The organism is Arthrobacter celericrescens (genome assembly GCF_003614925.1).
Classification (GTDB): Bacteria; Actinomycetota; Actinomycetes; order Actinomycetales; family Micrococcaceae; genus Arthrobacter; species Arthrobacter celericrescens.
This window is the reverse complement of sequence record NZ_QYLP01000081.1, coordinates 1-25,307: the sequence shown is the minus strand read 5'-3', so window position 1 is coordinate 25,307 and position 25,307 is coordinate 1. Positions and strand designations below refer to the sequence as shown.

At 65.9% G+C, this 25,307-nt stretch carries 22 protein-coding genes; 9 read left to right on the top strand and 13 right to left on the bottom strand.

All coding sequences use genetic code 11. From position 1 onward, the window contains the following. Positions 1-94: 94 nt before the first annotated feature. From D3654_RS13990 to D3654_RS13960, 7 genes are read right to left on the bottom strand one after another with little or no spacing between them, the layout of a single operon-like run. Positions 95-1,756, bottom strand: coding sequence for an AMP-binding protein (locus D3654_RS13990; protein WP_120522096.1), 1,662 nt, complete (start codon positions 1,754-1,756; stop codon positions 95-97). Positions 1,757-1,788: 32 nt separating this feature from the next. After that, positions 1,789-2,691 (bottom strand): acyl-CoA thioesterase, encoded by a 903-nt coding sequence (locus D3654_RS13985; protein ID WP_120522095.1) that lies wholly within the window; start codon positions 2,689-2,691, stop codon positions 1,789-1,791. 4 nt (positions 2,692-2,695) lie between these two features. Next, positions 2,696-3,178, bottom strand: coding sequence for a cupin domain-containing protein (locus D3654_RS13980; protein ID WP_120522094.1), 483 nt, complete (start codon positions 3,176-3,178; stop codon positions 2,696-2,698). Positions 3,179-3,182: 4 nt separating this feature from the next. Continuing rightward, positions 3,183-4,052 (bottom strand): fumarylacetoacetate hydrolase family protein, encoded by an 870-nt coding sequence (locus D3654_RS13975; RefSeq protein WP_120522093.1) that lies wholly within the window; start codon positions 4,050-4,052, stop codon positions 3,183-3,185. Next, complete coding sequence (locus D3654_RS13970) at positions 4,049-6,439, bottom strand: bifunctional salicylyl-CoA 5-hydroxylase/oxidoreductase (protein ID WP_120522092.1); 2,391 nt, start codon at positions 6,437-6,439, stop codon at positions 4,049-4,051. The genes D3654_RS13975 and D3654_RS13970 overlap by 4 nt, the downstream gene beginning before the upstream one ends. A 13-nt stretch (positions 6,440-6,452) precedes the next feature. Next, a complete protein-coding gene (locus D3654_RS13965) occupies positions 6,453-8,105 on the bottom strand; it encodes an AMP-binding protein (RefSeq protein WP_425359423.1) in 1,653 nt (550 codons plus the stop codon). Between the two features lie 39 nt (positions 8,106-8,144). Further along, complete coding sequence (locus tag D3654_RS13960; protein WP_425359422.1) at positions 8,145-8,633, bottom strand: cupin domain-containing protein; 489 nt, start codon at positions 8,631-8,633, stop codon at positions 8,145-8,147. A 235-nt stretch (positions 8,634-8,868) separates the two neighbouring features. Here D3654_RS13960 and D3654_RS13955 point away from each other — a divergent pair, with 235 nt between their 5' ends. From D3654_RS13955 to D3654_RS13950, 3 genes are all read left to right on the top strand, one after another. Next, positions 8,869-9,267 (top strand): RidA family protein, encoded by a 399-nt coding sequence (locus tag D3654_RS13955; protein ID WP_115787096.1) that lies wholly within the window; start codon positions 8,869-8,871, stop codon positions 9,265-9,267. Between the two features lie 10 nt (positions 9,268-9,277). Then, on the top strand, positions 9,278-9,418 hold the full coding sequence (locus D3654_RS20515; protein WP_162943742.1) for a hypothetical protein: 141 nt from the start codon (positions 9,278-9,280) through the stop codon (positions 9,416-9,418). A gap of 102 nt (positions 9,419-9,520) precedes the next feature. Continuing rightward, positions 9,521-10,384 carry a PaaX family transcriptional regulator gene (locus tag D3654_RS13950; RefSeq protein WP_120522090.1) on the top strand — a complete coding sequence of 288 codons (864 nt, stop codon included), beginning with the start codon at positions 9,521-9,523 and terminating at the stop codon, positions 10,382-10,384. An 86-nt stretch (positions 10,385-10,470) separates the two neighbouring features. On the opposite strand, the gene D3654_RS13945 is transcribed toward D3654_RS13950, so the two are convergent. The 6 genes from D3654_RS13945 to D3654_RS13920 all read right to left on the bottom strand — a co-directional run bounded on the left by D3654_RS13945 (position 10,471) and on the right by D3654_RS13920 (position 18,525). After that, positions 10,471-12,147, bottom strand: coding sequence for a thiamine pyrophosphate-binding protein (locus D3654_RS13945; RefSeq protein ID WP_120522089.1), 1,677 nt, complete (start codon positions 12,145-12,147; stop codon positions 10,471-10,473). Beyond that, positions 12,144-12,920 (bottom strand): cyclase family protein, encoded by a 777-nt coding sequence (locus D3654_RS13940; RefSeq protein WP_120522088.1) that lies wholly within the window; start codon positions 12,918-12,920, stop codon positions 12,144-12,146. Before D3654_RS13940 ends, D3654_RS13945 begins: the two co-directional genes overlap by 4 nt. A 28-nt stretch (positions 12,921-12,948) precedes the next feature. Next, positions 12,949-14,526, bottom strand: coding sequence for a phytoene desaturase family protein (locus D3654_RS13935; protein WP_120522087.1), 1,578 nt, complete (start codon positions 14,524-14,526; stop codon positions 12,949-12,951). A gap of 16 nt (positions 14,527-14,542) precedes the next feature. Continuing rightward, positions 14,543-16,282: a flavin reductase gene (locus tag D3654_RS13930; protein WP_120522086.1), complete on the bottom strand. Its 1,740-nt coding sequence runs from the start codon at positions 16,280-16,282 to the stop codon at positions 14,543-14,545. A gap of 45 nt (positions 16,283-16,327) precedes the next feature. After that, a complete protein-coding gene (locus D3654_RS13925) occupies positions 16,328-17,569 on the bottom strand; it encodes a styrene monooxygenase/indole monooxygenase family protein (RefSeq protein ID WP_120522085.1) in 1,242 nt (413 codons plus the stop codon). 161 nt (positions 17,570-17,730) lie between these two features. Further along, entirely contained in the window at positions 17,731-18,525 is a 795-nt protein-coding gene (locus tag D3654_RS13920) for an SDR family oxidoreductase (RefSeq protein ID WP_120522084.1), read from the bottom strand. 351 nt (positions 18,526-18,876) lie between these two features. Between D3654_RS13920 and D3654_RS13915 the strand changes: the two genes are divergently transcribed. The 6 genes from D3654_RS13915 to D3654_RS13890 all read left to right on the top strand — a co-directional run bounded on the left by D3654_RS13915 (position 18,877) and on the right by D3654_RS13890 (position 25,247). Beyond that, positions 18,877-19,815 (top strand): AraC family transcriptional regulator, encoded by a 939-nt coding sequence (locus D3654_RS13915; protein WP_245413241.1) that lies wholly within the window; start codon positions 18,877-18,879, stop codon positions 19,813-19,815. A 226-nt stretch (positions 19,816-20,041) separates the two neighbouring features. After that, complete coding sequence (locus D3654_RS13910; protein ID WP_205571812.1) at positions 20,042-21,244, top strand: amidohydrolase; 1,203 nt, start codon at positions 20,042-20,044, stop codon at positions 21,242-21,244. Positions 21,245-21,329: 85 nt separating this feature from the next. Further along, positions 21,330-22,265: an ABC transporter substrate-binding protein gene (locus D3654_RS13905; protein WP_120522082.1), complete on the top strand. Its 936-nt coding sequence runs from the start codon at positions 21,330-21,332 to the stop codon at positions 22,263-22,265. 2 nt (positions 22,266-22,267) lie between these two features. Then, positions 22,268-23,221: an amino acid ABC transporter permease gene (locus tag D3654_RS13900; protein ID WP_120522081.1), complete on the top strand. Its 954-nt coding sequence runs from the start codon at positions 22,268-22,270 to the stop codon at positions 23,219-23,221. Further along, positions 23,218-24,009, top strand: coding sequence for an amino acid ABC transporter ATP-binding protein (locus D3654_RS13895; protein WP_120522080.1), 792 nt, complete (start codon positions 23,218-23,220; stop codon positions 24,007-24,009). The genes D3654_RS13900 and D3654_RS13895 overlap by 4 nt, the downstream gene beginning before the upstream one ends. Before the next feature lie 41 nt (positions 24,010-24,050). After that, positions 24,051-25,247 carry an amidohydrolase gene (locus D3654_RS13890; protein WP_120522079.1) on the top strand — a complete coding sequence of 399 codons (1,197 nt, stop codon included), beginning with the start codon at positions 24,051-24,053 and terminating at the stop codon, positions 25,245-25,247. The last annotated feature ends 60 nt before the right edge of the window (positions 25,248-25,307 follow it).

Sequence of the window (25,307 nt, the reverse complement as noted above, 5' to 3'; positions counted from 1 at the left end):
TGGTAGGCGCCGTCAAGAGGACTCAGTCAGAGGACGTTGAAGACAAAGAATCCCCGCCGTGTTCGAACCGCGGCGGGGAGTCTTCGTGTTGCTCTCAGGGCTGGCCGAGGCCAGCGCCTGCAAGTTTGCGGGGATCGTCGTTATCGAAGCGGTCCCGCAGTTTGAAGTGCTGCAGCTTGCCGCTTGGGTTGCGGGGGAGTTCATCGACGAAGCGGATTTCGCGCGGGTACTTGTAGGGGGCGATCGTCCGCTTCACGAAGTCCTGGATTTCCCGGACTTTCGCGTGGTCGGCGGGGACGCCGGGGCGCAGGACGATGAAAGCGCAGACCACCGCGCCACGGGTCTCGTCCGGGACGCCGATGACCGCGTTTTCGATGACGTCCGGGTGCTGGTCGATCGCGGCTTCCACTTCCGGGGCGCCGATGTTGTAGCCGGAGGAGACGATCATGCTGTCAGTGCGGGCCTGATAGGTGAAGTAGCCGTCGTCGTCCTTGATGAAGATATCGCCCGTGACGTTCCAGCCGTTGACGACGTAGTTCGCTTGGCGGGCATCGTCGAGGTAGCGGCAGCCGGTGGGGCCGGCGACGGCGAGCCTGCCCGGCTGGTTCGGACCCAGTTCGTTACCGTCGTAGTCGAGGATGGTTGCCCGGTAGCCGGGGACGGCCTTGCCTGTGGTGCCCGGCCGGATGTCGTCGCCGGCGGCGGAAATGAAGACGTGCAGCATCTCCGTTGCGCCGATGCCGTTGACCAGCCGGAGTCCGGTGGCTTCCCGGACCGCTTCCCAGGTTTCCTTGGACAGGTGTTCACCGGCCGAGACCGCGAGGCGCAGCCCCTGGAGGAGGGCGCCCTTGCCTTCCTTGAGGATGGCCCGGTAGGCGGTCGGAGCCGTGAAGAGCACCGTGGCCCCTGCCGCGGCGGAGGCTTCGGCCAGGTCCGCCGGAGTGGCGCGTTCGGTCAGCAGCGCCGAGGCACCGAACCGGAGCGGGAAGACCAGCAACCCGCCCAGCCCGAAGGTGAACGCCAGCGGCGGGGACCCGGCGAACACGTCCGCCGCCGTGGGCTGCAGGATGTGGCGGCCGAAGGTGTCCGCGATGGCGAGGATGTCCCGGTGGAAATGCATGGTCACCTTGGGCACCCCGGTGGTGCCCGACGTCGGACCCAGCAGCGCGACGTCGTCGGCGGCGGTTTCCACCGCGGTGAACTCGCCGCTCTTGCCGACGCAGCGGGCGGCGAGGTCGCCGTCGTCGTCCGATCCGTAGGCCAGGACCGCGACGTCGCCGCCTGCCGCATCGGCCAGCTCGCCCAGGAAACGGTGGTCGGAGACCGTGAGGACGGGTTTCGTCAGCCCGATCAGTGTGGCGATTTCGCCGGAGCGCAGCATGGGCATGGTGGTCACGACGACGGCGCCGGCCTTAAGGACGCCCAGCCAGGCCGCGGCGAGCCAGGGATTGTTCGGCCCGCGCAGCAGGACCCGGTTGCCCGGAACCACTCCGAAGTCCTCGGTGAGCACCTGGGCGACCTGGTTCGAGCGCAGCTGCAGCTCGCCGTATGTCCAGACCTCGCCGTCGGGCGTGCGCAGGGCCGGGCGGCCGGCGCCGTGGGTGGCGACGGCGTCGTCGATCAGGGCCGCGGCGGCGTTCAGCCTCGCCGGGTACTGGAGTTTGGGCAGGGTGAATTCAAGTGTGGGCCAGCTGCCGGCGGGCGGCAGGTGGTCGCGGGTGAAACTGTCCACGTGGGCCGATGTCGTCATTGTCATGGCCGTTCCTTTCAGTATTAAGTATGGGCGGATCAGGCGCGGATCATGCCCTCCTGGGCAACCGTTGCCAGCAGGCGTCCTTGCCTGTCGAAGAAACGGCCCATGGCCAGGCCCCGGTTGCTCTGGCCGGACACGGCTTCCTGGGCGTACAGCACCCAGTCGTCCGCGCGGCCGGCGCGGTGGAACCACATGGAATGGTCCAGGCTCGCGGTGGTGAGGCCGGGGCTGGACCAGTGCAGTCCGTTGACGCGGAGCAGGGGCTCCAGGATGGTGTAGTCGCAGACGTAGGCCAGCGCCGCGCGGTGCAGGTCTGCCGTGGCGTGCTCTTCGGCCAGCTCCGGAAGCCGGTCGAAGGCCTTCACCCAGATGGCCTGCTGCGGAACGGCTCCGCCTTCCAGTTCCACGTACACCGGCCCGGGAATATGGCGCATGTCGAAGCTGCGGCCCGAGGACCAATACCCGGCGGCCGGGCCTTCGGTTCCCTGCAGCACCTCTGCGGCGCTCCGCAGCGATTCGGGGTCGACGGCGGAGTCGTGCCCGACGGCGGCCGGTGCCTCCGGCTGGAAGTCCGGGCCGTCCTCGGGAACCTGGAAGGATCCCATGGCGGTGTACACGGCCTTGCCGTTCTGGTAGCCGCGGACGCTGCGGGTGGAGTAGCCGCGGCCGTCGCGCAGCCGTTCCACTTCGTAGCGGACGGCGGAGCCGATGTCGACCGGGCGCATGAAGTAGCTGTGCATGGAATGCAGGGAGCGGTCGGCATCCACCGAGCGCATCATGGCCGCCGCGGCCTGTGCCACCATGTCGCCGCCGTAGGCCTTGGGCCAGGGGACGTACTGGGTGGTGGCCTCGTAGGCTTCGTCGTGGACCTGCGCGGGGACCTCAGTGAGCTCGATGGCGTTGAGGAAGGTTTCGGAGGTCAGGGTTCCGGTGGCCATCTGCTCAGGCCCTCCGGAAACCGGCGAGGGTGCCGTCGGCGACGTCAGGAAGGTTGACCACCAGGTTCTCCGGCGTGCGCGCGGTCAGCCAGACGAGCTCTTCGGTGACGGACATGTTGGCCTCCACGTGGGGCATGAACGGCGGGACGAAGACCCAGTCCCCGGCCTTCATGTCCAGGAATTCGGAGTAGTTTTCGCCGAAGTAGATGCGGCCGTGCCCGCGGAGGACGTAGCCGCCGGTTTCGGCTTCGCCATGGTGGTGGGGCAGGGAGCGGTAGCCCGGGACGTTGGAGACCTGGCCGAACCAGATCTTCGTGGCCGGGGTGTGCTGGATGCTGACGCCGGAGACCCGGACGCAGTCGCCGGACTGGGCGGTGTTGGTGTCCTCCTCGCCGGCGCGGGTCACGACCGGGATCACCTTGCCGTCGGGCTGGGCGTAGATCGAGTTGTCGCCTTCGAGGCGGTAGTCGGTGATGGTTTCGCTCATGGTCCTACTCCTTGGTGTTGATTCGAATGAGGTTTTCGAGCCGGCCGATGCCGTCGATTTCGGTGGTGATGACGTCGCCGTCCTGCAGGAAGCGCGGCGGGACCATGCCCATGCCGACCCCGCCCGGAGTGCCGGTGAGCACGAGGTCGCCGGGACGCAGCACGGTGAACTGCGAGATGTAGGAGAGCAGCCGTGCCGGGCCGAACACCAGGGTGGCGGTGTTGCCGTGCTGCACGAGTTCCCCGTTGACGTAGCCGCGGACCTCGAAATCGCCCTCTGCTTCATCCGCCGTGAGCAGCACGGGCCCGAGCGGGGTGGTCGCGTCGAAGGCCTTGCCCTGGAACCACTGCAGGGTCCGGTTCTGCCAGTCCCGCATCGAGACGTCGTTGGCAACCGTGAAACCGGCAATGCCCCGCCGCGCTTCGTCCTCGTCCGCGCGGAACAGTTCCGCACCGACCACGACGGCGAGCTCGGCTTCCCAGTCGACCCGCTCGCTGCCGTGGACCTGGATGGTGTCCGATGGTCCGGTGAGCGTGTCAGCGTATTTCGCGAACAGTGTGGGGTAGGCGGGCAGCTCGCGGCCCATCTCCTGGATGTGGTCGCCGTAGTTCAGGCCGCAGCAGATCACCTTTCCGGCACTGGGCAGCAGCGCTGCCAGGCCGCTCGCGGGTACTGTGACGACGGCGGACTCCGGCGCCGCGGTGTCGGCCGCCAGGGCTTCCTCCGCTAGAGTCTGCCAGCCGTCGACGGCGAGCAGGGCTCCGGCGTCGGCGGCCGGCAGCGGCAGGTAGCGGTCGCCGCCCAAGGCGAGTGCCGCCGTCGTGCCGTTCCCGCCCGTGCGCTGGCTGTCCGTGCGTAAAGTGGCAAGTCTCATGCGATCTCAAGCTCCATGGTGTTGGAGGCCGGCGTCCAGCGCAGGTGGTTGTTGGTGGTTTCGGTGTCGGGTTCCTTGAGGAGGGACAGGCGCGGGCGGACGGCATCGGTGCGTGAGCTCGGCGGCTTGCGGCGGCCGGCGCGGAACTGCGGGATCCACTGTGCACCGGGGCCGTGGTACTCCTGCTCTGCTGCAGCGTGCAGGGTCCACTGCGGATCGTAGAGGTGTGTGCGGCCCAAGGCGATCAGGTCCGCGCGTCCGGCGAGCAGGATCGAGTTCACATCGTCGTAGCTGGAGATGGCGCCGACGGCGATCACGGCCACGCCTGCCGGTTCGGCGACCTCCTGGCGGATGCGGTCTGCGAACGGCGTCTGGTAGCTGCGGCCGAAGGCGGGCTTCTCTTCCTTGGCCACCTGGCCGGTGGACACATCCAGCCCGGCAGCGCCGTGGGCCACGAACGCCCGGGCGATTTCAACGGAATCGTCGGAGGTGTTTCCACCCTCGATCCAGTCGGTCGCGGAGATGCGCACCGTCACGGGCTTGCCGGCGGGCCAGGCCGCGCGAACGGCGTCGAACACTTCCAGGGGGAACCGCAGCCGGTTCTCCAGGCTGCCACCGTATTCGTCGGTCCGCTGGTTGGAGACCGGCGAGAGGAAGGAGGACAGCAGGTAGCCGTGCGCGGCGTGGATTTCGAGGAGGTCGAAACCGGCCTGCTCCGCACGGCGGGCGGCTGCAACGAACTCATCCCGGATGGCGTCCATGCCGGCGCGGTCCAGCTCCGCCGGGGTCTGGTTGTCCGGACCATACGGCAGGGCCGACGGGCCGACAGTGGCCCAGTTGCCCGATTCGAGGGGCTGGTCGATGCCTTCCCACATGAGCTTGGTGGAGCCCTTGCGGCCCGAGTGGCCCAGCTGCGCGCCGATCTTGGCGGTGGAACGGGCGTGGACAAAATCCACGATTTCCTTCCAGCTGTCGCGTTGTTCGTCGGTGTAGAGGCCGGTGCAGCCGGGGGTGATGCGGCCGGTTTCGGAGACGCAGACCATTTCGGTCATGACCAGGCCGGCGCCGCCGAGGGCTTTGGAACCCAGGTGCACCTTGTGGAAGTCGCCGGGGACGCCGTCGACGGCGGAGTACATGTCCATGGGCGAAACGATGATTCGGTTCTTCAGTTCCAGCCCGCCGACGCGGAAAGGCTGGAACATCGCCGGCGCTACCTCGGTGAGGCCCTGGGATTCGGCGAAGTGGCGGTCCACGGCGTCGGCGAATTCGGGGTCGCGCAGGCGCAGGTTCTCCTGGGTGATGCGGCGGCTGCGGGTGAGCAGGTTGAAGGCGAACTGGGTGGGGTGCTGGTCCTTGTACTGGCCGATCCGCTCGAACCATTCCAGGGAGGCCTGTGCGGCACGCTGGGTGGAAGCGACCACGGGACGGCGTTCGGCCTCGTAGGCAGCCAGCGCGGACTCGACGTCCGGGTGTTCGTGCAGGCAGGCGGCCAGGGCCAGGGAGTCTTCCATGGCGAGCTTGGTGCCCGAGCCGATGGAGAAGTGGGCGGTGTGGGCGGCGTCGCCCAGCAGGACCACGTTGCCGTGGCGCCAGCTTTGGTTGCGGACGGTGTTGAAGTTCAGCCACTTGGAGTTGTTGGACAGGACCTCGTAGCCATCCAGTTCCTCGGCGAAGATCTCACGGATCTTGGCGATGGCCTTCTCATCCGAGACGCCGGGAGGGAAAACCTGGTTCGCGGTCTCGTCGAAGCCTGCCGCGTGCCAGACGTCCTGGTGCATTTCGACGATGAAGGTGGAGCCCTCGTCCGAGTACGGGTAGCCGTGGATCTGCATGACGCCCCACTCGGTTTCCTTCACGAAGAACTTGAAGGCCTCGAACACCTGGTCCGTTCCGAGCCACATGTACTTGTTGGTGCGCGGGTCCAGGTCCGGGCCGAAGGAGTCGGCGTACTTGGCGCGGATCTGCGAGTTGACGCCGTCGGCGGCGAGCACCAGGTCGTAGCCGGCTTCGAGTTCTTCGATGGGCGGTGCCATGGTGCTGAACCGTACGTCGACGTCCAGTTCGATGCAGCGGCGCTGGAGCAGTTCCAGCAGTTCCTTGCGGCTCATCGCGGCGAAGCCCTGGCCGCCCACGGTGATCATTTCGCCGCGGAAGTGGATGTCGATGTCTGACCAGCGGGCGAAACGGCGGCCCATGTACTCCGCGACGACGGGATCGGCATTGCCGATGCCGCCCAGGGTTTCATCCGAGAACACGACGCCGAAGCCGAAGGTGTCCGTGGCGGCGTTGCGTTCCCAGAGGGTGATGTCGTGGGACGGGTCGAGCTGCTTCATCAGTGCTGCGAAGTACAGCCCGCCCGGGCCGCCTCCGACGATTGCGATCTTCATGGAAGGATCCCTTCTAGGCTTGGAGTGCTGCCGCGTGGGCCAGCTGGTCGTTGGAGTTTTCGAGGCTTTGCCGCAGCTTGAAGTGCTGCAGCTTGCCGCTGGGATTGCGGGGGAGTTCAGCGACGAAGCGGATCTCGCGCGGGTACTTGTAGGGGGCGATCGTCTGCTTGACGAAGTCCTGGATTTCCTTCTGCTTCGCCGCGCCGGCCTCGACGTCTTCCCGCAGGACGATGAAGGCGCAGACCACGCTGCCACGCTCGGGATCGGGCTTGCCCACCACCGCGTTCTCCATCACGTCGGGGTGTTGGTTGATCGCGGCCTCCACTTCAGGGGCGCCGATGTTGTAGCCGGAGGAGACGATCATGTCGTCCGAGCGCGACTGGTAGATGAAATAGCCGTCCTCGTCCCGGATGAACGTATCGCCGGTGAGGTTCCAGCCTTGGGAGACGTACTTGCTTTGGCGGTCGTCGTCCATGTACCGGCAGCCGGTGGGGCCGATGACGGCGAGCCGTCCGGCTTGGTTGGCACCCAGCTCAGCGCCGGCGTCGTCCAAAATGGTGGCGCGGAACCCCGGGACGACTTTTCCGGTTGCGCCGGGCCGGCTGTCTTCGCTGACGGCGGAGATGAACACATGGAGCATTTCGGTTGCCCCGATTCCGTTCACGAGCCGGACGCCGGTGGCCTCGTAGACAGCCTGCCAGGTTTCCTTCGGCAGGTGCTCGCCGGCCGAGACGGCGATCCGCAAGCGGCTGAGCAGCTCCCCGCGTTCGGCCTTGAGGATGGCCCGGTACGCGGTGGGGGCGGTGAAGAGGATCGTGGCGCCGGCAGCCGCGGCGCCTTCCGCCAGTTCGACGGGGGTGGCGCGCTCGGTCAGCAGCGCCGAGGCGCCGAACCGCAGTGGGAAGATGACCAGCCCGCCGAGCCCGAAGGTGAACGCCAGCGGGGGTGAACCGGCGAAGACGTCATCTTCCGTGGGCTGCAGGATGTGGCGGCCGAAGGTGTCGGCGATGGCGAGGATGTCCCGGTGGAAGTGCATGGTCACCTTGGGCACCCCGGTGGTGCCCGACGTCGGGCCCAGCAGCGCGACGTCGTCGGCGGCGGTTTCCACCGCGGTGAACTCGCCGCTCTTGGCGGCACAGCGGGCGGCGAAGTCACCGATGCCGGATCCCCCGTAGGCGAGGACCTCCAGTCCGGTGCCGGCCGCGGCAATCAGCTCGTCCACGAACCGGTGGTCGGAGATTGCGACGATCGGCTTGGTGAGCTCGATCAGGGTGGCGATTTCGGTGGCCCGCAGCATCGGCATGGTGGTCACGACGACGGCTCCTGCCTTGAGCACGCCCAGCCAGGCTGCAACGAGCCACGGGTTGTTCGGCCCGCGCAGCAGCACCCGGTTGCCCGGAACCACACCGAAGTCCTCGGTGAGCACCTGGGCTGCCTGGTTTGACCGGAGTTGCAGTTCACCGTAAGTCCAGACCTCGCCGTCGGGGGTGCGCAGGGCCGGCCTGTCGGCACCGTGGGTGGCAACGGCGTCGTCGATCAGTACGCATGCTGCGTTCAGGTGTTCGGGGTATTGAAGTTCGGGGAGGGTGAACTCAAGGGCCGGCCAGCTCGCGGCCGGCGGCAGGTGGTCACGGGTAAAGGTGTCCACATGGGCAGAGGTGCTCATGGCCACTCCTTCCTCTGTTCTCGCTTGTGAAGTCATGAGCTATGCCCGCCGGTAGCCTGCGAGGGTCTCGTCCGGAACGTCGGCGAGGTTGACGACGATGTTCTCCGGCGTGCGGGCGGTCAACCAGACGAGTTCTTCGGTGACGGACATGTTGGCCTCCACGTGGGGCATGAAGGGCGGCACGAAGACCCAGTCTCCGGCTTCCATGTCCTTGTACTCGGAGTAGTTTTCGCCGTAGTAGATGCGGCCGTGCCCGCGGAGGACGTAGCCGCCGGTTTCGGCTTCGCCGTGGTGGTGCGGCAGCGAGCGGTAGCCGGGAACGTTTGAGACCTGGCCGAACCAGATCTTCGTGGCGGGCGTGTGCTGGATGGACACGCCGGACACCCGGATGCAGTCGCCTGACTGGGCGGTGTTGGTGTCTTCCTGCCCGGCCCGGGTGACAACAGGGACCACTTTGCCGTCAGCGCCGGCGTAGATCGAGTTGTCACCCTCGGTGCGGTACGTGGTGGATTCAGTCAATTCAGTCATGGTCTTTACTCCTTGATGGTCGCGGAGCGACGGGATTGCGCGGATCGTCCGCGGCCTGCGATTTCGGGGATCAGGGCTGTCCGTCCCGCAGGAACCGAGTCGGGTTTCCCTTCCCAAGCTTTGATATGTCGACTTTTTTACGGTCGTCACATATCCTCAAGGTAGCACGGTGGGAACGGCCCAACAAGGGTCTTTTTGCCAAGGCCGCCGGATACCGCTTTCAAGGAGGAACATCATGACCAAGAAGACCGTCAACCCTTCATCGCTGCCCAAGCCCTCTGGCTACGCACACGGCATCCTTGCCGGGAATGTCGTGTACCTGGGAGGCCAGACTGCACTGGATGCGGACATGCAGATCGTGCCGGGTGGCATTGTGAACCAGTTCCGTCAGGCCTTTTCGAACGTCCTGGTTACCCTCGCGGAAGCGGGAGGCCGGCCGGAAGACCTCGTGAGCGTCACCATTTACCTGACGGACGTGGATGACTACATGGCGAACGGCAAGGAGATTGGCCGGATCTGGCGTGAAATGGCCGGATCGGAGTATCCCGCGATGGCTGGAATCGGCATCAGCCGCCTGTGGCAGAAGGAAGCCATGATCGAGATCCAGGGCATCGCCGTCATCCAGGACCGCTGAGGAGTCAAAGATGTCCGCTTCATACTCGGATGAAACCCAGGAAGACACCCAGGAAGTGTCCATGCGCGCCTTGCTCGAGGAAGAATTCAAAGCGGTGTTCGGTGGCACCAAACCGGTCACCGTGCCGTGGGCAGGCCTGATCTACATCTGACCAGCGGCCCGCCGGGCATTGCCGCGGAGGCCTCGAGCAGTCCGCGATGTAGCCTAGGACTGTCATGGAAACCCGAACCACCACAGTCTGAGGTAGTGCTGAATGGCCACAGCCGATGTCGTCCCCGACGCTACCCCGATGCCCCGCCATCAGCACCTGATTGTCACCGTCTACGGCCTGTACGCCCGCAACCAAGACGGCACCTTTGCCGTCGCCGACCTGATCCAGCTGCTCGGCGACCTGGGCGTTGAATCCGCCGGCGTGCGTTCCTCGGTGTCGCGGCTGAAAAAGCGTGGCGTCCTGGTCAGTTTGAAGCGGGATGGCCTGGCTGCCTATAAGCTGTCGCCGGACCTTGAGGATATCTTCACGGCCGGTGATGAACGGATCTTCGCTCCCCGCCGGGCCAAGAAAGGCGACGCCTGGCTCTTGGCCTCCTTCTCGGTGCCCGAGTCCCAGCGGCACCTCAGGCACAAGCTGCGCACCATCCTGACCCGCGCCGGCTGCGGCCAGGTCTCGCCCGGGTTGTGGATCGCTCCCGGAAACCTGGCACACGAAGTGGAACAGCAGTTCGATCGCGCCGGACTCATGGACTACGTGGACCTGTTCAAGGCAACACACCTCACTGAAAGCCACATCCGCGAAAAGGTGGGCCAATGGTGGGACCTGCCGTCGCTGGAAGCGTTGTACCAGGAGTTCGTGGAACGGCATCAACCCATCCTGCAACGGTGGGAGCGGCTCGAAGCCGACGAACCCGAATCCACTGACCTCCTGCGGCAAGCCTTCGCGGACTACGTTCCCATGGTTACCCAATGGCGGAGACTCCCCTACATGGATCCCGGCCTTCCGGAGGAGTACCTCCCGGCAAACTGGCATGGCCTTGCGGCACAGGAGCTCTTCGCAAAGATGCATGCGCTCCTGGGCCCCAAGGCGCGGCGCTATGCAATGTCCGTCGTGGGAGCAAACTAAAGCTCAAAGCAAAGGGTCCGGTACTCGCTTCCGCGAGTCCCGGACCCTTCCGCGTTCCCAGGGGGCTGCATTCCCAAGAGGCTGCGTCAGTGGCCTTGGAAGGCCTCTGCCAGCCACCATGCTCCGCCGTCCGAAGCGATCTTTGCGTCGATCACCAGGGGCCGCTCTTGCTTTCCCTCATGCAGGACCGAAACCCAATCCCGCACCGGCTGCAGGTCTTCAAGGGTCCGGACAGTAACCCCGTCCGCACCGTACCCGCGGGCAATCGCCGCGACGTCGGTCTCGGGGAACGACACGCTTGCCAGGTCCCCCGGGCCGTGGTTTTCGGCAAAATGGTGGACCTCAGCGCCATACGCGGCGTCGTTGTAGACGACGCAGACCAGCGGCAGCTTGAGCCGGACGGCGGTCTCCAGCTCACTGATGCCCATAAGGAATCCGCCGTCGCCGGCGCCGAGGACAGGCAGCCTGCCTGGTTGCGCAATGGCTGCGCCGATTGCGGTGTACAGTCCAAGGCCGATGGCCTGGAAAGCCTGCGTGAAACAGAATCCGAACTCATCCGGAACCGCCAGATACTGGCTGGGGTAGCCCATGAAGTTTCCGGAATCGACGGCGACGATTCTGTTGGCGGGGAGGATCGAATCGAGTTCCCGGCTGAGCACGCGCGGGTCAATCGACGCCGCGGTGGACAGGTCCGGCGTTTCCACGTCGCGCCATCGCGCGCGCTGCTTGATGTCGAGGGCGGTTTGTTCCGTGCGGTACTTTTCCGCCGGGGCGGGTTGGATCCTGCGCAGGGCGTCCAGGGCATCGTCAGCGGTGAGGGCGGAGTCGCCCAGCACGCCGAGGGCGATTGGTCTGTTGGCACCCAACGACGCGTCCTCGACGTCGACCTGCACCACCGTGGTGCCGGGGGAAATCAGCCTGCCGTGACGCATGGTCCACATGTTCAGCGTGCACCCCCAGCCGACGATGAGATCAGCGTCCGTGATAAGTTCCGCGGTCAGCGGCGAGGAGAAACCTCCGGAAATCCCGAGATTGTGCGTGTCGCCGTTAAACAGCCCGCTGGCCACCGCCGATGTCGCAACGAGCGCTCCGGCGTGCCGGGCCAGTGCCAGGATGTTTTCGCGGGCGCCCCGTCCTCCCCGTCCTGCGACGAATACCGGACGCCGGGCCTTCGAGATGAGGGCCGCAAGCTTCTCCACGGACGCTGAATCAGGGCGGATCCGGGCAGCTTCCCGCACCTCGACAGTGTGGACCAGGTCCGCCGCTGTTGCGCCCTGCACGTCCAGGGGCAGGCTGAGGACCACGGTCCGGCGCTCGTTGACCGCGGTGCGGAATGCCCTGACCGTATCGGCGATCGCGGTCTCCGCAGAATGGATCCGTTCGGGAACAGCACCAACACTGCGGACGAGGGCATCCTGGTCGATCTTGAAGTTGGACCTGACCGCCGCGCCCTGGGTGTCGGCGGTCAGGACGATGAGGGGTGTGCGGCTCTTGGCTGCTTCGCCGATGCCCGTAATGGCATTGCTCAGCCCGCAGCCCTGATGAGTCGTCGCCACACCAACCTTGCCCGACATCCTGGAATAGGCGTCGGCCATGGTCGCGGCGCCCCCTTCATGCCTCGCGGCAGTGTAGGGAATCCCTTCGTGGATGAGGGCGTTGGTGACGTCGAAGTTTCCGCTCCCGACAACCCCGAAGACGTGACCGACGCCGAGCCTGGCCAGCGTCCTGCCGACAAGATCTGCTACGCGTACTTCCATGCTCATGCCCCCTCCACCAACGCATAGACGCGGGCGGGGCTGCCGGTGCCGCCAACAATCGGCAAGGGCGCGACCACAAGCGTGGCGCCCGTGACAGGGAGCCGCTCCACGTTGCGGAGCGAGGTGAGCCCGTACTTGTCCGCACCGAGGAGGAACGAGTGCACCGGAAACATCGGGTCCATGGCCGCGGCCTGGCCGGCGTCGACGCCTACCGTTTCGACGCCGAACCCGCTGATGCGATCGTTGCCGGCCATCCACTTGGCGCAGGCGACTGAAACACCCGGCGTATGCGGTCCGTCCTCGTCGGCATTGACGAATTCGGCAGCGTTGCCGCCCCGGGCGGACCAGCCGGTCCTGAAAATCACCCAGCAGTTTTCGGGCAGTTGCCCGTGGTCCCTTTGCCACTCTTCGAAGTGTTCGGGCTCCAGCAGGAAGTCGGGGTCCCGGGCGGCCTCGGCGCTCTTGTCGAGGACGACGATCGGGCCGACCAGGCGCGAAGGTTCGATCTCGTCCACGGATTTTCCGTCCCGCCCGGTGATCCAATGAACGGGAGCGTCAAGATGCGTCCCGGCGTGTTCACCCACGGTGACATCGTTCCAGGCCCAGGCGGGTCCGGCGTCGTCGAAATTGCTCACCGGGGTAAGCGAGAGTCCAACGGTATTTGCGAGCGGTTGGGGCAGGTTCAGGATCGGCGTATCACCACTGAGGGGCGTGGTGAGGTCGATGACCTGCACGGAGCCATCTGATAGGGCTGCAACGAGCCCCTGCAGAACAGACATAGTTCTCCTGTCGGGTTTGATTGTGGGTCTACTTCAGCTTTTGGGCCACCAGATGGCCCGATCCGCCGGACAGTCCGGGTCCGGGGTGGGTGGACGCACCAATGTGCCAGAGCCCCTTGATGGGAGTCCTGTGGTTGGCGGCCTGGGGGAACGGGCGCCAGAGGAGGTTCTGGAAGAGCTCCGCGGATCCGCCGTAGGGATCGCCCTTTACGGCATTCGGGTTCTCCGCCGCGAGATCCGAGGGGGAAAGAATGTCCCAGGCCAGGACGGAGTTCCGCGTGCCGGGGGCGAACTGTTCGAGCCTGGCCAGGACACGCTCCATGTACTGTTCCTTGAGCACCTGGGTCCAGCCGCCGTCGACGTTGAACTGCCCTCCGGCATCCCCGGTCGGATCAAAGGGCACTTCCTGCAACTGCAGCCAGAGGGTCGCCTGCCCGGCGGGCGCCCGTGACGCATCGAGGACGCACTGCTGACCGACGACGACGGTGGGTTCCGCGGGCAGCAGGCCTGCCTCGGCCTGCGCACAGGCGATCCCCGTACTGTCCGAGCCGTTGCTCAGATGCACCAGGGGAACGGCATCCAAGCGCGGATCCAGCCAGGCCACAGGCTTGCCCAGCGCAAGGTGGATCTGCATCGCCCCCCGGCCGTTCTGGTAGCGCGCCGCTGCTTCGGCCGCTCCGGCCGGTGGCTCCCGGAGCAACCCTGCGTAGAGGGCCTGGGGAGACACATTGGCCAGCACCGTCCGCGTCTGCACCACGCCGCGGGAGGTCTTCACGCCCGAGACTCCCTTGGCGTCGACCAGTATTTCTTCGGCCTCGGTGTCCAACAGAATCCGAACGCCTTTGTCCAGCAAGAGAGACTCAAAGGCCCGGACAAAATTGGATGCGCCGCCCTTCACCACTGGAAGCCCGTAGGTATGCATGCTCAAGGCCATGACCGGCAGCATGACACCTCCCGTGGACTGGTCGGGTCCGAGGCCAGCATGAAGCAGCCACGGCGCCCAGAGTTGGTCGGTCTCCCAGCCGTCGAAGCGGCTTCTGAGGTAGTTGCGGCCACTCATGACGGAGTCCCGCACAAAGGCTTCGGTGCCTTTGAGTTTTCCGCGCCGCATGGCGCCGAAGGCGATCCGCAGGACCTCCCTGAAGGACCGGAGTTCGGCACCGAAGGCCCCGAAGATGGTGCCCGCGTTCGTGCCGAGATCGGCCAGCATGGCCAGGTACGCCGCCTCATCGCCCGGGGTTTGCAGCGCAGAGGCCGTGAGCGCGGGATCGCGGTGCGCAATGGTCACCCGGGACGTTCCCGTCCCGGGGCCGGGGGCCACACTGGCCGTCACCGCACCCTCGGTGTTGCAGTACTCCAGGCCCCGGGCATGGAGCTCCTGCCCCAACACTTCGTAGGCTCCTCCCGAGACGAACAGGGGATGCCATGACGAGAAGGTGTCGTGGACAAACCCGGGAAGGGTCCGCTCCGCCGAATCGATGAAGCCGCCGAGCCTGTCCTGGCGTTCGATGAGGCAGACGTCCTTCCCGGCGAGGGCCAACTCCGCGGCAGCCACCAGGGAGTTGATCCCCGAACCAATAATTGCGATCTCAGCCGAAGCATCCATGGAGCGTTCCTCTCCCTTAGAAGTCCGGGTGGCTGGCAGTGGCGTGGTACTTGCCGCTGTGGAACACCAGGGGAGCGCCCCCGGCGTTGTCATACTTCTCCACCTCGCCGACGTAGATGACGTGGTCGCCGGCGTCATGGCGGGACACGGTCCTGCACTGGAACGTGGCCACTGCGCCATCCAGCAGCGGGATCCCGGCAATTCCCTCCGAGGTTTCCGCCCCTGCGAACTTGTCGATTGACGGCGTGGCGAACTGCCGTGACAGGACGTGTTGGTCGCTGGCGAGGATGTTGATGGCGAAGTGGGTGGATTCCTCGAAATCCGCAAGGCTTGGCGTCTTCCTGCTGGGGCACCACAGGACCAAGGGGGGTTCCATCGAAACGGAGGTGAAGGAGTTGGCCGTCATGCCGACCTTCCGGCCGTCAGCCCCAACGGTAGTAACCACGGTGACGCCGGTGGCGAACTGCCCGAGGGCACTCCTGAAGTCCTTGAGGTCGAAGGCCGACGAATCTTCTTCCTTCTGCGCCTGCACGAACTCGGCTGCCGCCGCGGGATCGAACCACCAAGGGTAGAAGGTCCGGGGATCATCGAAGCCCTCGGCAATGCCTGCAGCGAGTCCGGGGTGGGCCGCGGCCTCGCCCAGCGCCAGTGTCTGGTGGTCCCGCCGCTGCTTGAGCATGTCGTTGGTCCAGGCGACTGCCCACTGCCCCCAGCCGCGCCAGAATTCATCGAAGGTCCGTTCCATCCAATCCCTGTCGAACGGCTGCTGGCCCCGGCGAAGGATGGAGTCAAGGTAGTAGCGGGCGGCCAGGGTTGCGTTGTTCGATCCTTGGCCGGTGAGCGGGTCGTTGAGGAGGACGGCGTCTCCCAGCCCGAAGACAGGCTTTCCGTTCCCGAGCTCGCCGACCGCGGAGCGGACCGTAGGAGTGATCCGGCCCAGTAGGGTCGCGCCATCATCCGTCAGGCTTGCTTCCGAGAAGTTCTTCGACTCGTGGGGGAAGAACTCGTCCAGGATCTCCAGTGAGCGCTTCAGCTGCTCTTCCGGCGTGCCCACGTCGGCCCAGCGGTCCATCGGTCCGCCCACAACGCCTTCAAAGACCATCATCTGGCATGGTCCGGACACGGTCAGCCCGGGGAAGGTGAAGAATTCGCCGACGCCGGGCACTACGGACATGCGGATACTGTCACCGCGCTGCCCGGGCTGTTCGACGGCGGTCGAGACGTAATTGAGCGCAAGGACCCTCTGCGGCCGGTCGAAGGGAGACTTCGACTTGTCCTTCGGGAAGATCTGGCCGATCTCCCCCTTTCCGGTGCTGACGATCACGAGCTCATAGTCGCGTGAGAGATCCTCCAGCATTCGCGGGGTGGCCTTCTCTATCCTGAAGTCACCGCCGGCGGCAACGAAAGCTTCGATCCAGGCAGCGCTCTTGATCCGCTGGTCGATTGAGTGGGCCGTACCCGCCAGGGGAGCTTCCCAGTCGATCGCATCGTCGGCCGAAGCCCCCTCAACATGCAGCCTCAGGGCGTTGATCCCGGGGACGGTTCCACCGTCATAGAGGCCCGCCAGCGCCGGACCCAACTGCGCCTCCGCAGCGAGGGCGGTCGAAAACATGCATTGGCTGGACATGACCTTGCCCGTGCGGATTTGGGCTGCCGAGCGGTCGGAGACCAGGGTGATTGCGTAACCCTCACGCTGCAGGCCCAAGGCCAGCTGCGCACCGGATTCACCGGCGCCGATTATTGCGATCTTTCGCATTTTGGAATTTCCTTCGTGCGGGATGGGAACGATGAAGACGGAGCGTCAGGGCGTTGCGACAGAGTTCACGCTCTCCAGGTAGGCCGCAGCCTTGTCCGGATACATGAACCACTCCTGGAAGTCCGGCGGATTGTTGAAGCCGTTGGCGAATCGGCTGGCGATTTCGGGGGACTGCCCGGCTGCACCAAGGAGCTGGAGTACATGCGGCGGCGGGGGAGCAAGGAGGGCGTTCGTCCACTGCGCAACGTGCTGGGCGTAGTTCCAGTACTTTTCGAAGGTCGCCTGCATGAATTCCGAGTCGAAGGTTCCGTCCCCGTGTTCCTTGATGCTCTGCAGGTACGAGGCAGCACACTTGCTGGCGTTGTTGGAACCCTGTCCGGTGATGGGATCGTTCAGGACGACGACGTCTGCCAGGCCAAGGACCTTGCGGCCGCTGGGCAGCGTGGCAATGGGGTGGCGGACGGTGGGAGCGAACCGGCCCTGCAGGAAACCATTGGGGTCAGTCAGTTCGACGTCCACGGCGCGCGCAGCTTCCCAAGGAAGGAACGTCTTGAGGATGCTTTTGGAGGTTTCCAGGTGTTCCTCGGCGGACAGGCCTTTCCAGCAGTCCATGGGTCCACCGGGGATCCCTTCAAAAACCATGATTTCGCAGGGACCGGTCTTGGTCAGGGCCGGGAAAGCGAAATACTCGCCGACCCCCGGGATGAGGTTGAAGGAGACGGCGGAGAATTCGGGCCTGGGATCCAGCCCGTTGACGTAGGTCAGGGCCAGGGCGCGCTGCGGAGCATCGTAGAAGCTACGGGCTGCGTCGCGGGTGAAAAGCTGGGCAATCTCGCCCTTGCCCGCGGCCACGATCACCAGCTCGGAGTTCAGGGTGTACCGTTCGAGGTCTTCCACGCCGGCGTCTTCGAAGATGAGCTCGCCTCCGCGGGCCACAAATTCCTCCATGAACCTGGGGAATTTGACCCGCTGGTCGATGGATTTCGCCGGGTTGGCCAGCCCGGATGCCCAGTTGATGGCCTTCTCTCCGGGGACGTCGGGATGCGGGATGGTGAACGAGATCCCGTCGACGGTCGGTGCTTCCGGCCAGAAATCGAGCCCGAGTTTCCTTTCGTTTTCCAGCGCGTCATGGAAGATGCATTGGCTGGACGAGACTTTGCCTTCGTAGATTTCGTCGCCGGTGCGGTTGGAGACCGTGGTCACGTGGTATCCCGCGTCCAGGAGCCCGATTCCCAGCTGCAGGCCTGACTGGCCGGCTCCGACGATGGTGATATGGCGCTGCGTCATGTTGTTGTCCTTGTCTTCTTGCTGTCCTTGCATCCGTGGACGGGTTGGGAGGCACTTACTTGGTTCGGCCTGGGGGCTGGTTTGGGATGGATTCGCCCGCAACCAAGGAGGCCCATGTGTGCGAGGGCCAGATGGGCAATCCTGACGTCGTTCACCTGCGCTCACCTCGTTTCGGCAGCGAGCAATGGAATGGTTTCTTCGGCGCGCTCGGGACCCAGGGCGGAATAGCCTCCGTCCACGGCCCAATCTGCGCCTGTCACGAAGCTTGCCCTGTCGCTGGCGAGGAATGCGACGACGTCACCGATTTCTTCGGGCCGGCCGACCCTCTTCAGGACGTGGAAGGGTGCTGCCACCGCATCCGTTTTCTCGAGGCTTCCGTTGGTGAGGGAGTCCATGATGTTGCTCCACACCCAGCCCGGGCTTACAGAGTTGACCCGAATGCCGTCGTCGGCGAAATCCACGGCCATGCTTCGGGTCAGCTGGACGAGTGCCGCCTTGCTGGCGGGGTACAGCCAGCGCCCGGTCTGGGCAACAGAGCTGGAGATCGAGGTGAAGTTGATGATGGCGCCGTGCTGCGAGGCCTTCAAATAGGGGCGTGCGGCCGCGCTCACCATGACCGCGCTGACCAGGTTGACGTTCAATGCTTCAAGCCAGTCGCTGCGGGTGGATCCTGCGCCGTCGTCTTTGTAGGTGCAGGCAAGGTTGACCAGGATATCGATTCCGCCGTGCAGGGTTGCGGTGTCCCTGACCAGCCGGGAAACGGCCGCGTCGTCCGTGATGTCGATGTGCAAAAAGCTGACGCCGTTTCCCGGGGCGTCGATCTGGGCGCCGCCATTGGCATCAATATCCGCTACGACAACCGTGGCGCCTGCCTCGCTGAGCGCCGTGACAACACCGCGGCCGATCTTCGTTACGCCGCCTGTGACGATCGCTGTCCTGCCTGAGAGTCCTGACATGGCCAAACCTTTCGTGGTGAATTGGATCAACGCTTGTGGTGGACGACTTTCTGTCATGCGGGAGGTGCTACTTGGCCGCGGGCCTCGGCGCGGGCTTCGGATGGGTTCGTTCCCATTCGAGCCGGCGTTCGTGTACCAGCCTGATGTTCTTCATCGCTGCCCACCTCCCTCTGTCGTCGTTATTGCATTTCTATGACGTGCGTCATACTTGATCTAAAAGTGACTCTATTCACACCCCGAAGCCCGGTATATCCACATGGCGCAGGGCTCATCCAAAAAGCGAAACCCCTGGAAGTCAGGTGCGCGATGGTGAGGATCCTTCCTCGTGACGTCCTCCGAGGGCGCCCGACGGTGACCACCTCGGACGTCGAGGATGCACACCAGAAGATTGCCGAGCTGTTCTGCCGGCATGATCTCGTGCCGCAAGCCCGGGGGACGTCGGTTGACATGAAACTGCGGTCGCTGCACCGCGGCGACGTCGGGATCGAGTACCTCGACTACGGCGCCGAGGTGCGCATCAATCCGGAGGGCCTGGAGGATTTCCATCTGGTCCAGATTCCACTTTCCGGCCACGCCCTCATGCAGGTAGGCAAGGACGTCGTCGAGTCGAGCCCGAAGCTGGCCACGGTTCCGCCGGTCGACCGACCGTTCTCGATGACCTGGGATGCCGGAACACCTCACTTGATTGTCTACGTGCGGCGCCTGGCACTGGCCTCCGTGGCGGAGCGGCTCTATGGGGAGAGCCCGCAGGGCGGCGTCAACCTCGGCTACGCGATGGACCTCAACGGTTCCCTTGGGCGCGCGTTCCTCAGGTCCGTCGTCGAACTCCACGACGACATGATCAGCGAGCCGGGCCGCGGGGCTCCCGCCTTTGTCCAAAACCTCCTTGCGGACACCATGCTGTCGCGGCTGCTGATGGCCATGGAGAACAAACCTGCCGACGGCGACGTCCGGAACCCGGGTGCCGAGAGCAAACTGATCCGGCGGTTCCGCGAGCTTCTGGACCGGCACGCATCCGAGGACCTCGCGGTGCCGGACATGGCAGAGAACCTTGGTGTCTCCGTCCGCACCCTCCAGTTGGCCCTGCGCGCCGAAGTCGGGGCAACCCCTTTGGAGCTGCTTCGGCGGGTCAGGCTGGATCGGGCCCGTGAGATGCTCCTTGAAGGGGAGCCCGGGCAGGAGAGCATCGTTTCGATTGCGGAGCGCTGCGGCTTCTCGCACCAGGGACGCTTTTCCGCCATGTACCTGGAAGCCTTCGGCGAACTGCCCTCCGAGACCCTGCGCCGGTGATCGAGGCCCCGCTATGAGGGGCCCACGTCAGCGCTTCCGCGTTCCCTGAATCCGCATCTGGTATTCCAATTCTCATCTTGCACACCCCTCCCGTCGTGTGTTTGGTCGTAATCCGCCGGAAATTATCAATCTTCACAAGATTGGGTATTGCTTTGGAATACCAGAATCCCTTACTGTGACTGTATCGACTTGAGGTGACGATCGTCACAACAACGGGAGGTTTGGGATGCGGGACATGCTCATCGAGCGCGTGCGGCTGGCGCATGAAGCTCCGCCGGTCGACCTGCTCATCCAGGAGGCCCGGATCGCGCGGATCGAGCCGGCCGGCGTCATCGACGCAGGTGCTGCAGTGCGCGAGGACGGCACCGGTGCGCTCGCGCTGCCGGGAATGGTCGACGCCCATTGCCATGTCGACAAGACGCTGTGGGGCCGCGGCTGGGTGCCGCATTCCGCGGGGCCGGTCCTCGAGGACCGCATCGCGAACGGCGAGCGGGGCCGTGCGGAACTCGGCCTGCCAAGCCGCGACGGCGTGCGGGCGCTGCTTGGGCAGATGGCCGCCGCCGGGACAACCCTCGCCCGCACGCACACCGACGTCGATCCCGACATCGGGCTGCGCGGACTCGAGCTCGTCGCGGAGGCCGCCGACGAGCTGGCCGACATGATCGACGTCGAACAGGTCGCCTTCCCGCAGGGCGGGCTCCTGACCAACCCCGGGACGGCCGAACTGCTCGAGTCGGCCCTGCAGCAGGGGCTGGTCGGATGCCTCGGCGGCATCGACCCCGCTGCGCTGGAGCGCGACTCGGTGCGCCACCTCGACCTGGTCTTCGGGCTCGCCGAGAGCTACGGCACCAGGCTCGACATCCACCTGCACGAGCGCGGCACCCTCGGTGCGCACACGATGGAGCTCATCATCGAGCGGGTGCTGCGCCACGGGCTGGAGGGCCGGGTGGCGATCTCGCACGGCGTGGCCATCGTCGACGTCGACCGTGCCCAGTCCGAGCGGATCTCCCAGGGCCTCGCCGAAGCGAAGATCTCCCTGTTGACGGCGACGGTCTACAACACCCCGGTGCTGCCGGTCACCGAGCTGCGGGGGCGCGGCGTCAATGTCGGCGCGGGCAACGACGGCGTGCGGGACCTCTGGGGCCCGTATGGAAACGGCGACATGCTCGACCGCACCTTTCACCTCGCCTACCGCAACGGTTTCCGGACCGACGAGCAGATCGCCTCGGCATTCGACGTTACCGTCAGGGGCGGAGCGATCGCCCTCGGGCGGGAACCTGCCCGGATCGAAGCAGGTGCGCCCGCAGATCTCTTCCTCATCGATGCCGCGAGCATCGGTGAGGCGGTTGCAGCCAGGCCGCCGCGGCGGCTTGTGCTGAAACGCGGCAAGGTCGTCGCGCGCCACGGGAGCCCTGTGCGCGCAAGCTGACCCTGGCCCCGGCGAGCGGTACCCCGCTCGCCTCTTCCCCAACCCGTTCCGCATCCCGCGGAACCTCGCCCGAAAGGCAAGAACAATGTCGTTCTACCGCACCACCTTTGCACGCCGCGCTGCGGCCACCCTCGCAGCCGGCAGCCTCGCCGTGCTCGCCTTCACCGGCTGCGGAGTCTCCGGCTCCACGGCCACGGCCGCCGGGGGATCGGCCAAGCCTGCCGCCGTCGACGAGAAGGCGCCCCTCTTCAAGCTGCTGCCGCAGAAGGTCAAGGACAAGGGGGTGCTCACGGTTGCCACCCAGCCCGACTTCGAGCCAGCCAACTTCACTCCCGCCGGCGCCACCGGCATCCAGGGCTACAACGTCGACTTGATGGAATCGATGGCGAAGCAGCTCGGCATCCCGGTCAAGTGGGAGAAGGTGCCCTTCGACCAGATCCTGATCGGCATGCAGAGCGGCAAATTCGACGCCGCGATCGCCGGCATGACCGACCGCAAGAAGCGGCAGGAACAGGTCGACTTCATCGACTACCAGTGGGCCGGCACCGTCTTCATGGTCCAGAAAGGCAACCCCAAGGGCATCACCAGCGCCGTCGACGGCGGCTGCGGCGTCAAGATCGGCGACGTGAAGGGCTCCGACGCCCACCGCCTCGTCGAGCAGATGGCCGCGGCATGCATCGCGAAGGGCAAGCCCGCCACCCAGCTCATCTCCTTCCCGAACTCGAGCGACAAGAACCTCGCGCTCACCTCGGGCCGTATCGATGCCATCTTCTGGCCCGACATGGCGGTCTCGGTCATCAAGCGCGAGACCGGCGACAAGCTCGAGTCGCTTCCCGTCGATTTCGAGGAGAAGGTCTACCTCGGCATGACCTTCAACAAGAAGCAGACCGGGCTCCGCGACGCCTTCCTTACCGCCCTCAAGGCGATCCACGAGGACGGCACCTACGACGAGGTCCTGAAGAAGTGGGACGTCGAAGTCATCGATCTCGACACCCCTGGCATCAACCTGGCGCAGAAGTGATCATGTCGGAGCTGAACCACTCGTCCTCGCCGGCCTTGACCGCGCGGGCGCATTACGTGCGCCAGCCCGGCGACGAGCCTGCCGTGCAGGGGGCGCCCATCCGTGCGAAGCGGCGCCCCCAGTACGGCCAGATCGTCACCGGGTTCGTCGCGATCGCCCTGCTCGCGCTCTTCATCCAGTCCCAGGCGCAGAATCCCAACATGGAGTGGGGCGTCACCTGGGAGTACATGTTCAACCCGGTGGTCCTGGAGGGCGTCGGCGTCACGATCCAGCTGGCGATCTTCGCCATGCTGATCTCGATTGTGCTGGCCTTCGTCATTGCCCTGATGATCCAGAGCAACAACAAGGTGGCGAGCATCATCGGCCGCGGCTACGTCTGGTTCTTCCGGGGCGTTCCGATGCTCGTGCAAGTGCTGCTCTGGTTCAACCTGGCGGTGCTCTTCCCCAAGATCCTTGGGCAGGACACGAACAGCCTCATCTCGGGCTTCACCGCCGGCCTCATCGCCCTCTCCCTCGCCGAATCGGGCTACATGGCCGAGATCATCCGGGGCGGCATCATCTCGGTGCCCGCCGGCCAGACGGACGCGGGCGTGAGCATCGGCCTCACCCGCAACCAGGCGCTGGCGCGCATCGTGCTGCCGCAGTCGATCCGGGTCATCATCCCGCCCACCGGCAACCAGTTCATCGGCATGCTGAAGGCCACCTCGCTCGTCTCGGTCATCGGCGGCAGCGACCTGCTGACCAGGGTGCAGCTCATCTATGGGCAGAACTTCAAGATCCTGCCCCTGCTCATCGTCGCAGTGCTCTGGTACCTGATCCTGGTGACCATCGCCGGCGTCGGCCAGCACTTCCTCGAGCGCCGCTTCAACGCCTCGCAGCCCGGCTCCCGCAAGCCGCGCAAGCACTCGCCGGCCGGTGCGGCGGCAACCACCACGACCACCGGAGGTGCGCCATGACGCAAACAGCCCCCGCAGGAATTGCAACGGACACGATGCTGCGCATCGACGGCGTACACAAGTGGCTCGGGCACCTCCACGTGCTCCGCGGCGTCGACATCCAGGTACGCACCGGCGAGATCGTCTGCATCCTCGGCCCGTCGGGCTCGGGCAAGAGCACGCTGCTGCGGTGCATCAACCACCTCGACCCGGTCGACGGTGGCGTCATCGAGGTCAACGGCGAACGGATCGGCCATGAGGTGCACGGCGGCCAGCTCTACGAACAGGGCGAACGCCGCGTGGCCAAGGCCCGCCAGCACATCGGCATGGTGTTCCAGCACTTCAACCTGTTCGGGCACATGACCGCCCTCGACAACGTCACCTACGGCCCCACCAGGATCCTGGGCCGCCCGCGCAAAGAGGCCGTTGCGCACGCCCGCCAACTGCTGGCCAAGGTGGGCCTGGCCGAGAAGGAATCCTCGTACCCGAGCCAGCTGTCGGGCGGGCAGCAGCAGCGCGTGGCGATCGCCAGGGCGCTGGCCATGGAGCCGCGGCTCATGATGTTCGACGAGCCGACAAGCGCCCTGGACCCCGAACTGGTGGGCGAGGTGCTGCAGACCATGCGGCAGGTGGCCGAGGAAGGCATGACGATGATCGTCGTCACGCACGAGGTCGGCTTCGCCCGCGAAGTCGCCGATCGGGTGGTCTTCATGGACCAGGGCCGCGTGCTCGAGGACGGCCCCGCGCGCGAGGTGCTCGACAACCCGCAGCACGAGCGCACGGCGGCCTTCCTCCGCCGCGTGCACTGAGACCTGCACGTGCACTGAGACCCAGAAGAAAGAAGACCAGAATGACTGACAAGAAGTTCACCCTGAGGAACGTCCGCCCCTGGGGCGCCGAGGCCGCGGACGTCACCATCAGCGGCGGCGTCATCACGGGGCTCGCACCCGCCTCGGGTGCATTTGAATCCGGTGACCTCGACGGCGGCGGGCTGCTGGCCATCCCCGGTTTCATCAACACCCACGCCCACGTCGACAAGAGCTGGTGGGGCAAGCCGTGGGTGCCCTACACCTATTCCGACCACCCGACCGTGGAGGGCTGGATCGCGAACGAGCGCGCCCAGCGCGGGAACTACGACATCCCGAACGCGAACTCGGCCGCCGCGGTGCTCCGCGAGTTCCTTCGTCACGGCACCACCGCCACCCGCACGCACATCGACGTCGACCTCGGCATCGGACTCAAGGGCCTCGAAACGGTGCAGGCCGCCGTCGCCGAACTCGACGGGGCGATCGAGGTCCAGACGGTGGCGTTCCCGCAGGACGGCGTGCTGCGCCGGCCGGGCGTGATGCAGCTGCTCGACGAGGCAGCCCAGGCCGGGGCCGACAGCATCGGCGGGCTCGACCCGGGAACGATCGACGGCGACGTCGAGGGCCAGCTCGACGGCCTGTTCCAGATCGCCGTCGAGCGCGGCGTCGGCCTCGACCTGCACCTGCACGACTTCGGCTCGCTCGGCGCCTACGAGTACCGCCAGGTGATCCGCCGGACGATCGACGCCGGCCTGCAGGGCCGGGTGAACATCTCGCACGGTTTTGCTATGGGCACGCTGCAGCCGGCTGTGCAGGAGGAGATCGTCGAGGGCCTCGCCGAGGCGGGTATCTCCTGGACCACAGTCGCGATGGGCGGCACCGCGCCGCTGCCCTGGCAGCGGATGCGGGAACGCGGCGTTCCGCTGGGCCTGGGCACCGACGGCATCCGCGACCTGTGGTCGCCGTTCGGCGACGGGGACCTGCTGCGCGTCGCCTTTGCCTTCGCGCGCCTGCACGGGTTCCGCCACGACGACAAGCTCGCCACTGCCGTCGAGTACGCGACGAAGCACGGCGCCCCGTTCGTCGGACGGGAGCAGCACGACCTCGTCGCCGGTGCACGCGCCGACATCGTGCTCCTCGACGCCGAGAACGTGCCGGACGTGCTTGTCCGCTGCCCGCAGCGGAGGCTCGCGCTCTCCGGAGGCCGGGTCGTCGCCAGGGACGGCGACGTGCTCGTCTGAGTTGCGAAAAGCGCGACGGCGGCTCCACTCCTTCCGGGGTGGAGCCGCCGTCGCGCTGGG

Excerpts from the sequence above, each read along its gene's own strand:
- D3654_RS13990 (WP_120522096.1), bottom strand. The coding sequence starts at position 1,756 with ATGACAATGACGACATCGGCCCACGTGGACAGTTTCACCCGCGACCAC.
- D3654_RS13925 (WP_120522085.1), bottom strand. The coding sequence starts at position 17,569 with ATGACGCAGCGCCATATCACCATCGTCGGAGCCGGCCAGTCAGGCCTG.
- D3654_RS13970 (WP_120522092.1), bottom strand. The coding sequence starts at position 6,439 with ATGAAGATCGCAATCGTCGGAGGCGGCCCGGGCGGGCTGTACTTCGCA.
- D3654_RS13895 (WP_120522080.1), top strand. The coding sequence starts at position 23,218 with ATGACGCAAACAGCCCCCGCAGGAATTGCAACGGACACGATGCTGCGC.
- D3654_RS13955 (WP_115787096.1), top strand. The coding sequence starts at position 8,869 with ATGACCAAGAAGACCGTCAACCCTTCATCGCTGCCCAAGCCCTCTGGC.
- D3654_RS13980 (WP_120522094.1), bottom strand. The coding sequence starts at position 3,178 with ATGAGCGAAACCATCACCGACTACCGCCTCGAAGGCGACAACTCGATC.
- D3654_RS20515 (WP_162943742.1), top strand. The coding sequence starts at position 9,278 with ATGTCCGCTTCATACTCGGATGAAACCCAGGAAGACACCCAGGAAGTG.
- D3654_RS13930 (WP_120522086.1), bottom strand. The coding sequence starts at position 16,282 with ATGCGAAAGATCGCAATAATCGGCGCCGGTGAATCCGGTGCGCAGCTG.
- D3654_RS13975 (WP_120522093.1), bottom strand. The coding sequence starts at position 4,052 with ATGAGACTTGCCACTTTACGCACGGACAGCCAGCGCACGGGCGGGAAC.
- D3654_RS13935 (WP_120522087.1), bottom strand. The coding sequence starts at position 14,526 with ATGGATGCTTCGGCTGAGATCGCAATTATTGGTTCGGGGATCAACTCC.
- D3654_RS13950 (WP_120522090.1), top strand. The coding sequence starts at position 9,521 with ATGGCCACAGCCGATGTCGTCCCCGACGCTACCCCGATGCCCCGCCAT.
- D3654_RS13910 (WP_205571812.1), top strand. The coding sequence starts at position 20,042 with ATGCGGGACATGCTCATCGAGCGCGTGCGGCTGGCGCATGAAGCTCCG.
- D3654_RS13900 (WP_120522081.1), top strand. The coding sequence starts at position 22,268 with ATGTCGGAGCTGAACCACTCGTCCTCGCCGGCCTTGACCGCGCGGGCG.
- D3654_RS13960 (WP_425359422.1), bottom strand. The coding sequence starts at position 8,633 with ATGACTGAATTGACTGAATCCACCACGTACCGCACCGAGGGTGACAAC.
- D3654_RS13945 (WP_120522089.1), bottom strand. The coding sequence starts at position 12,147 with ATGAGCATGGAAGTACGCGTAGCAGATCTTGTCGGCAGGACGCTGGCC.
- D3654_RS13905 (WP_120522082.1), top strand. The coding sequence starts at position 21,330 with ATGTCGTTCTACCGCACCACCTTTGCACGCCGCGCTGCGGCCACCCTC.
- D3654_RS13920 (WP_120522084.1), bottom strand. The coding sequence starts at position 18,525 with ATGTCAGGACTCTCAGGCAGGACAGCGATCGTCACAGGCGGCGTAACG.
- D3654_RS13940 (WP_120522088.1), bottom strand. The coding sequence starts at position 12,920 with ATGTCTGTTCTGCAGGGGCTCGTTGCAGCCCTATCAGATGGCTCCGTG.
- D3654_RS13965 (WP_425359423.1), bottom strand. The coding sequence starts at position 8,105 with ATGAGCACCTCTGCCCATGTGGACACCTTTACCCGTGACCACCTGCCG.
- D3654_RS13985 (WP_120522095.1), bottom strand. The coding sequence starts at position 2,691 with ATGGCCACCGGAACCCTGACCTCCGAAACCTTCCTCAACGCCATCGAG.
- D3654_RS13890 (WP_120522079.1), top strand. The coding sequence starts at position 24,051 with ATGACTGACAAGAAGTTCACCCTGAGGAACGTCCGCCCCTGGGGCGCC.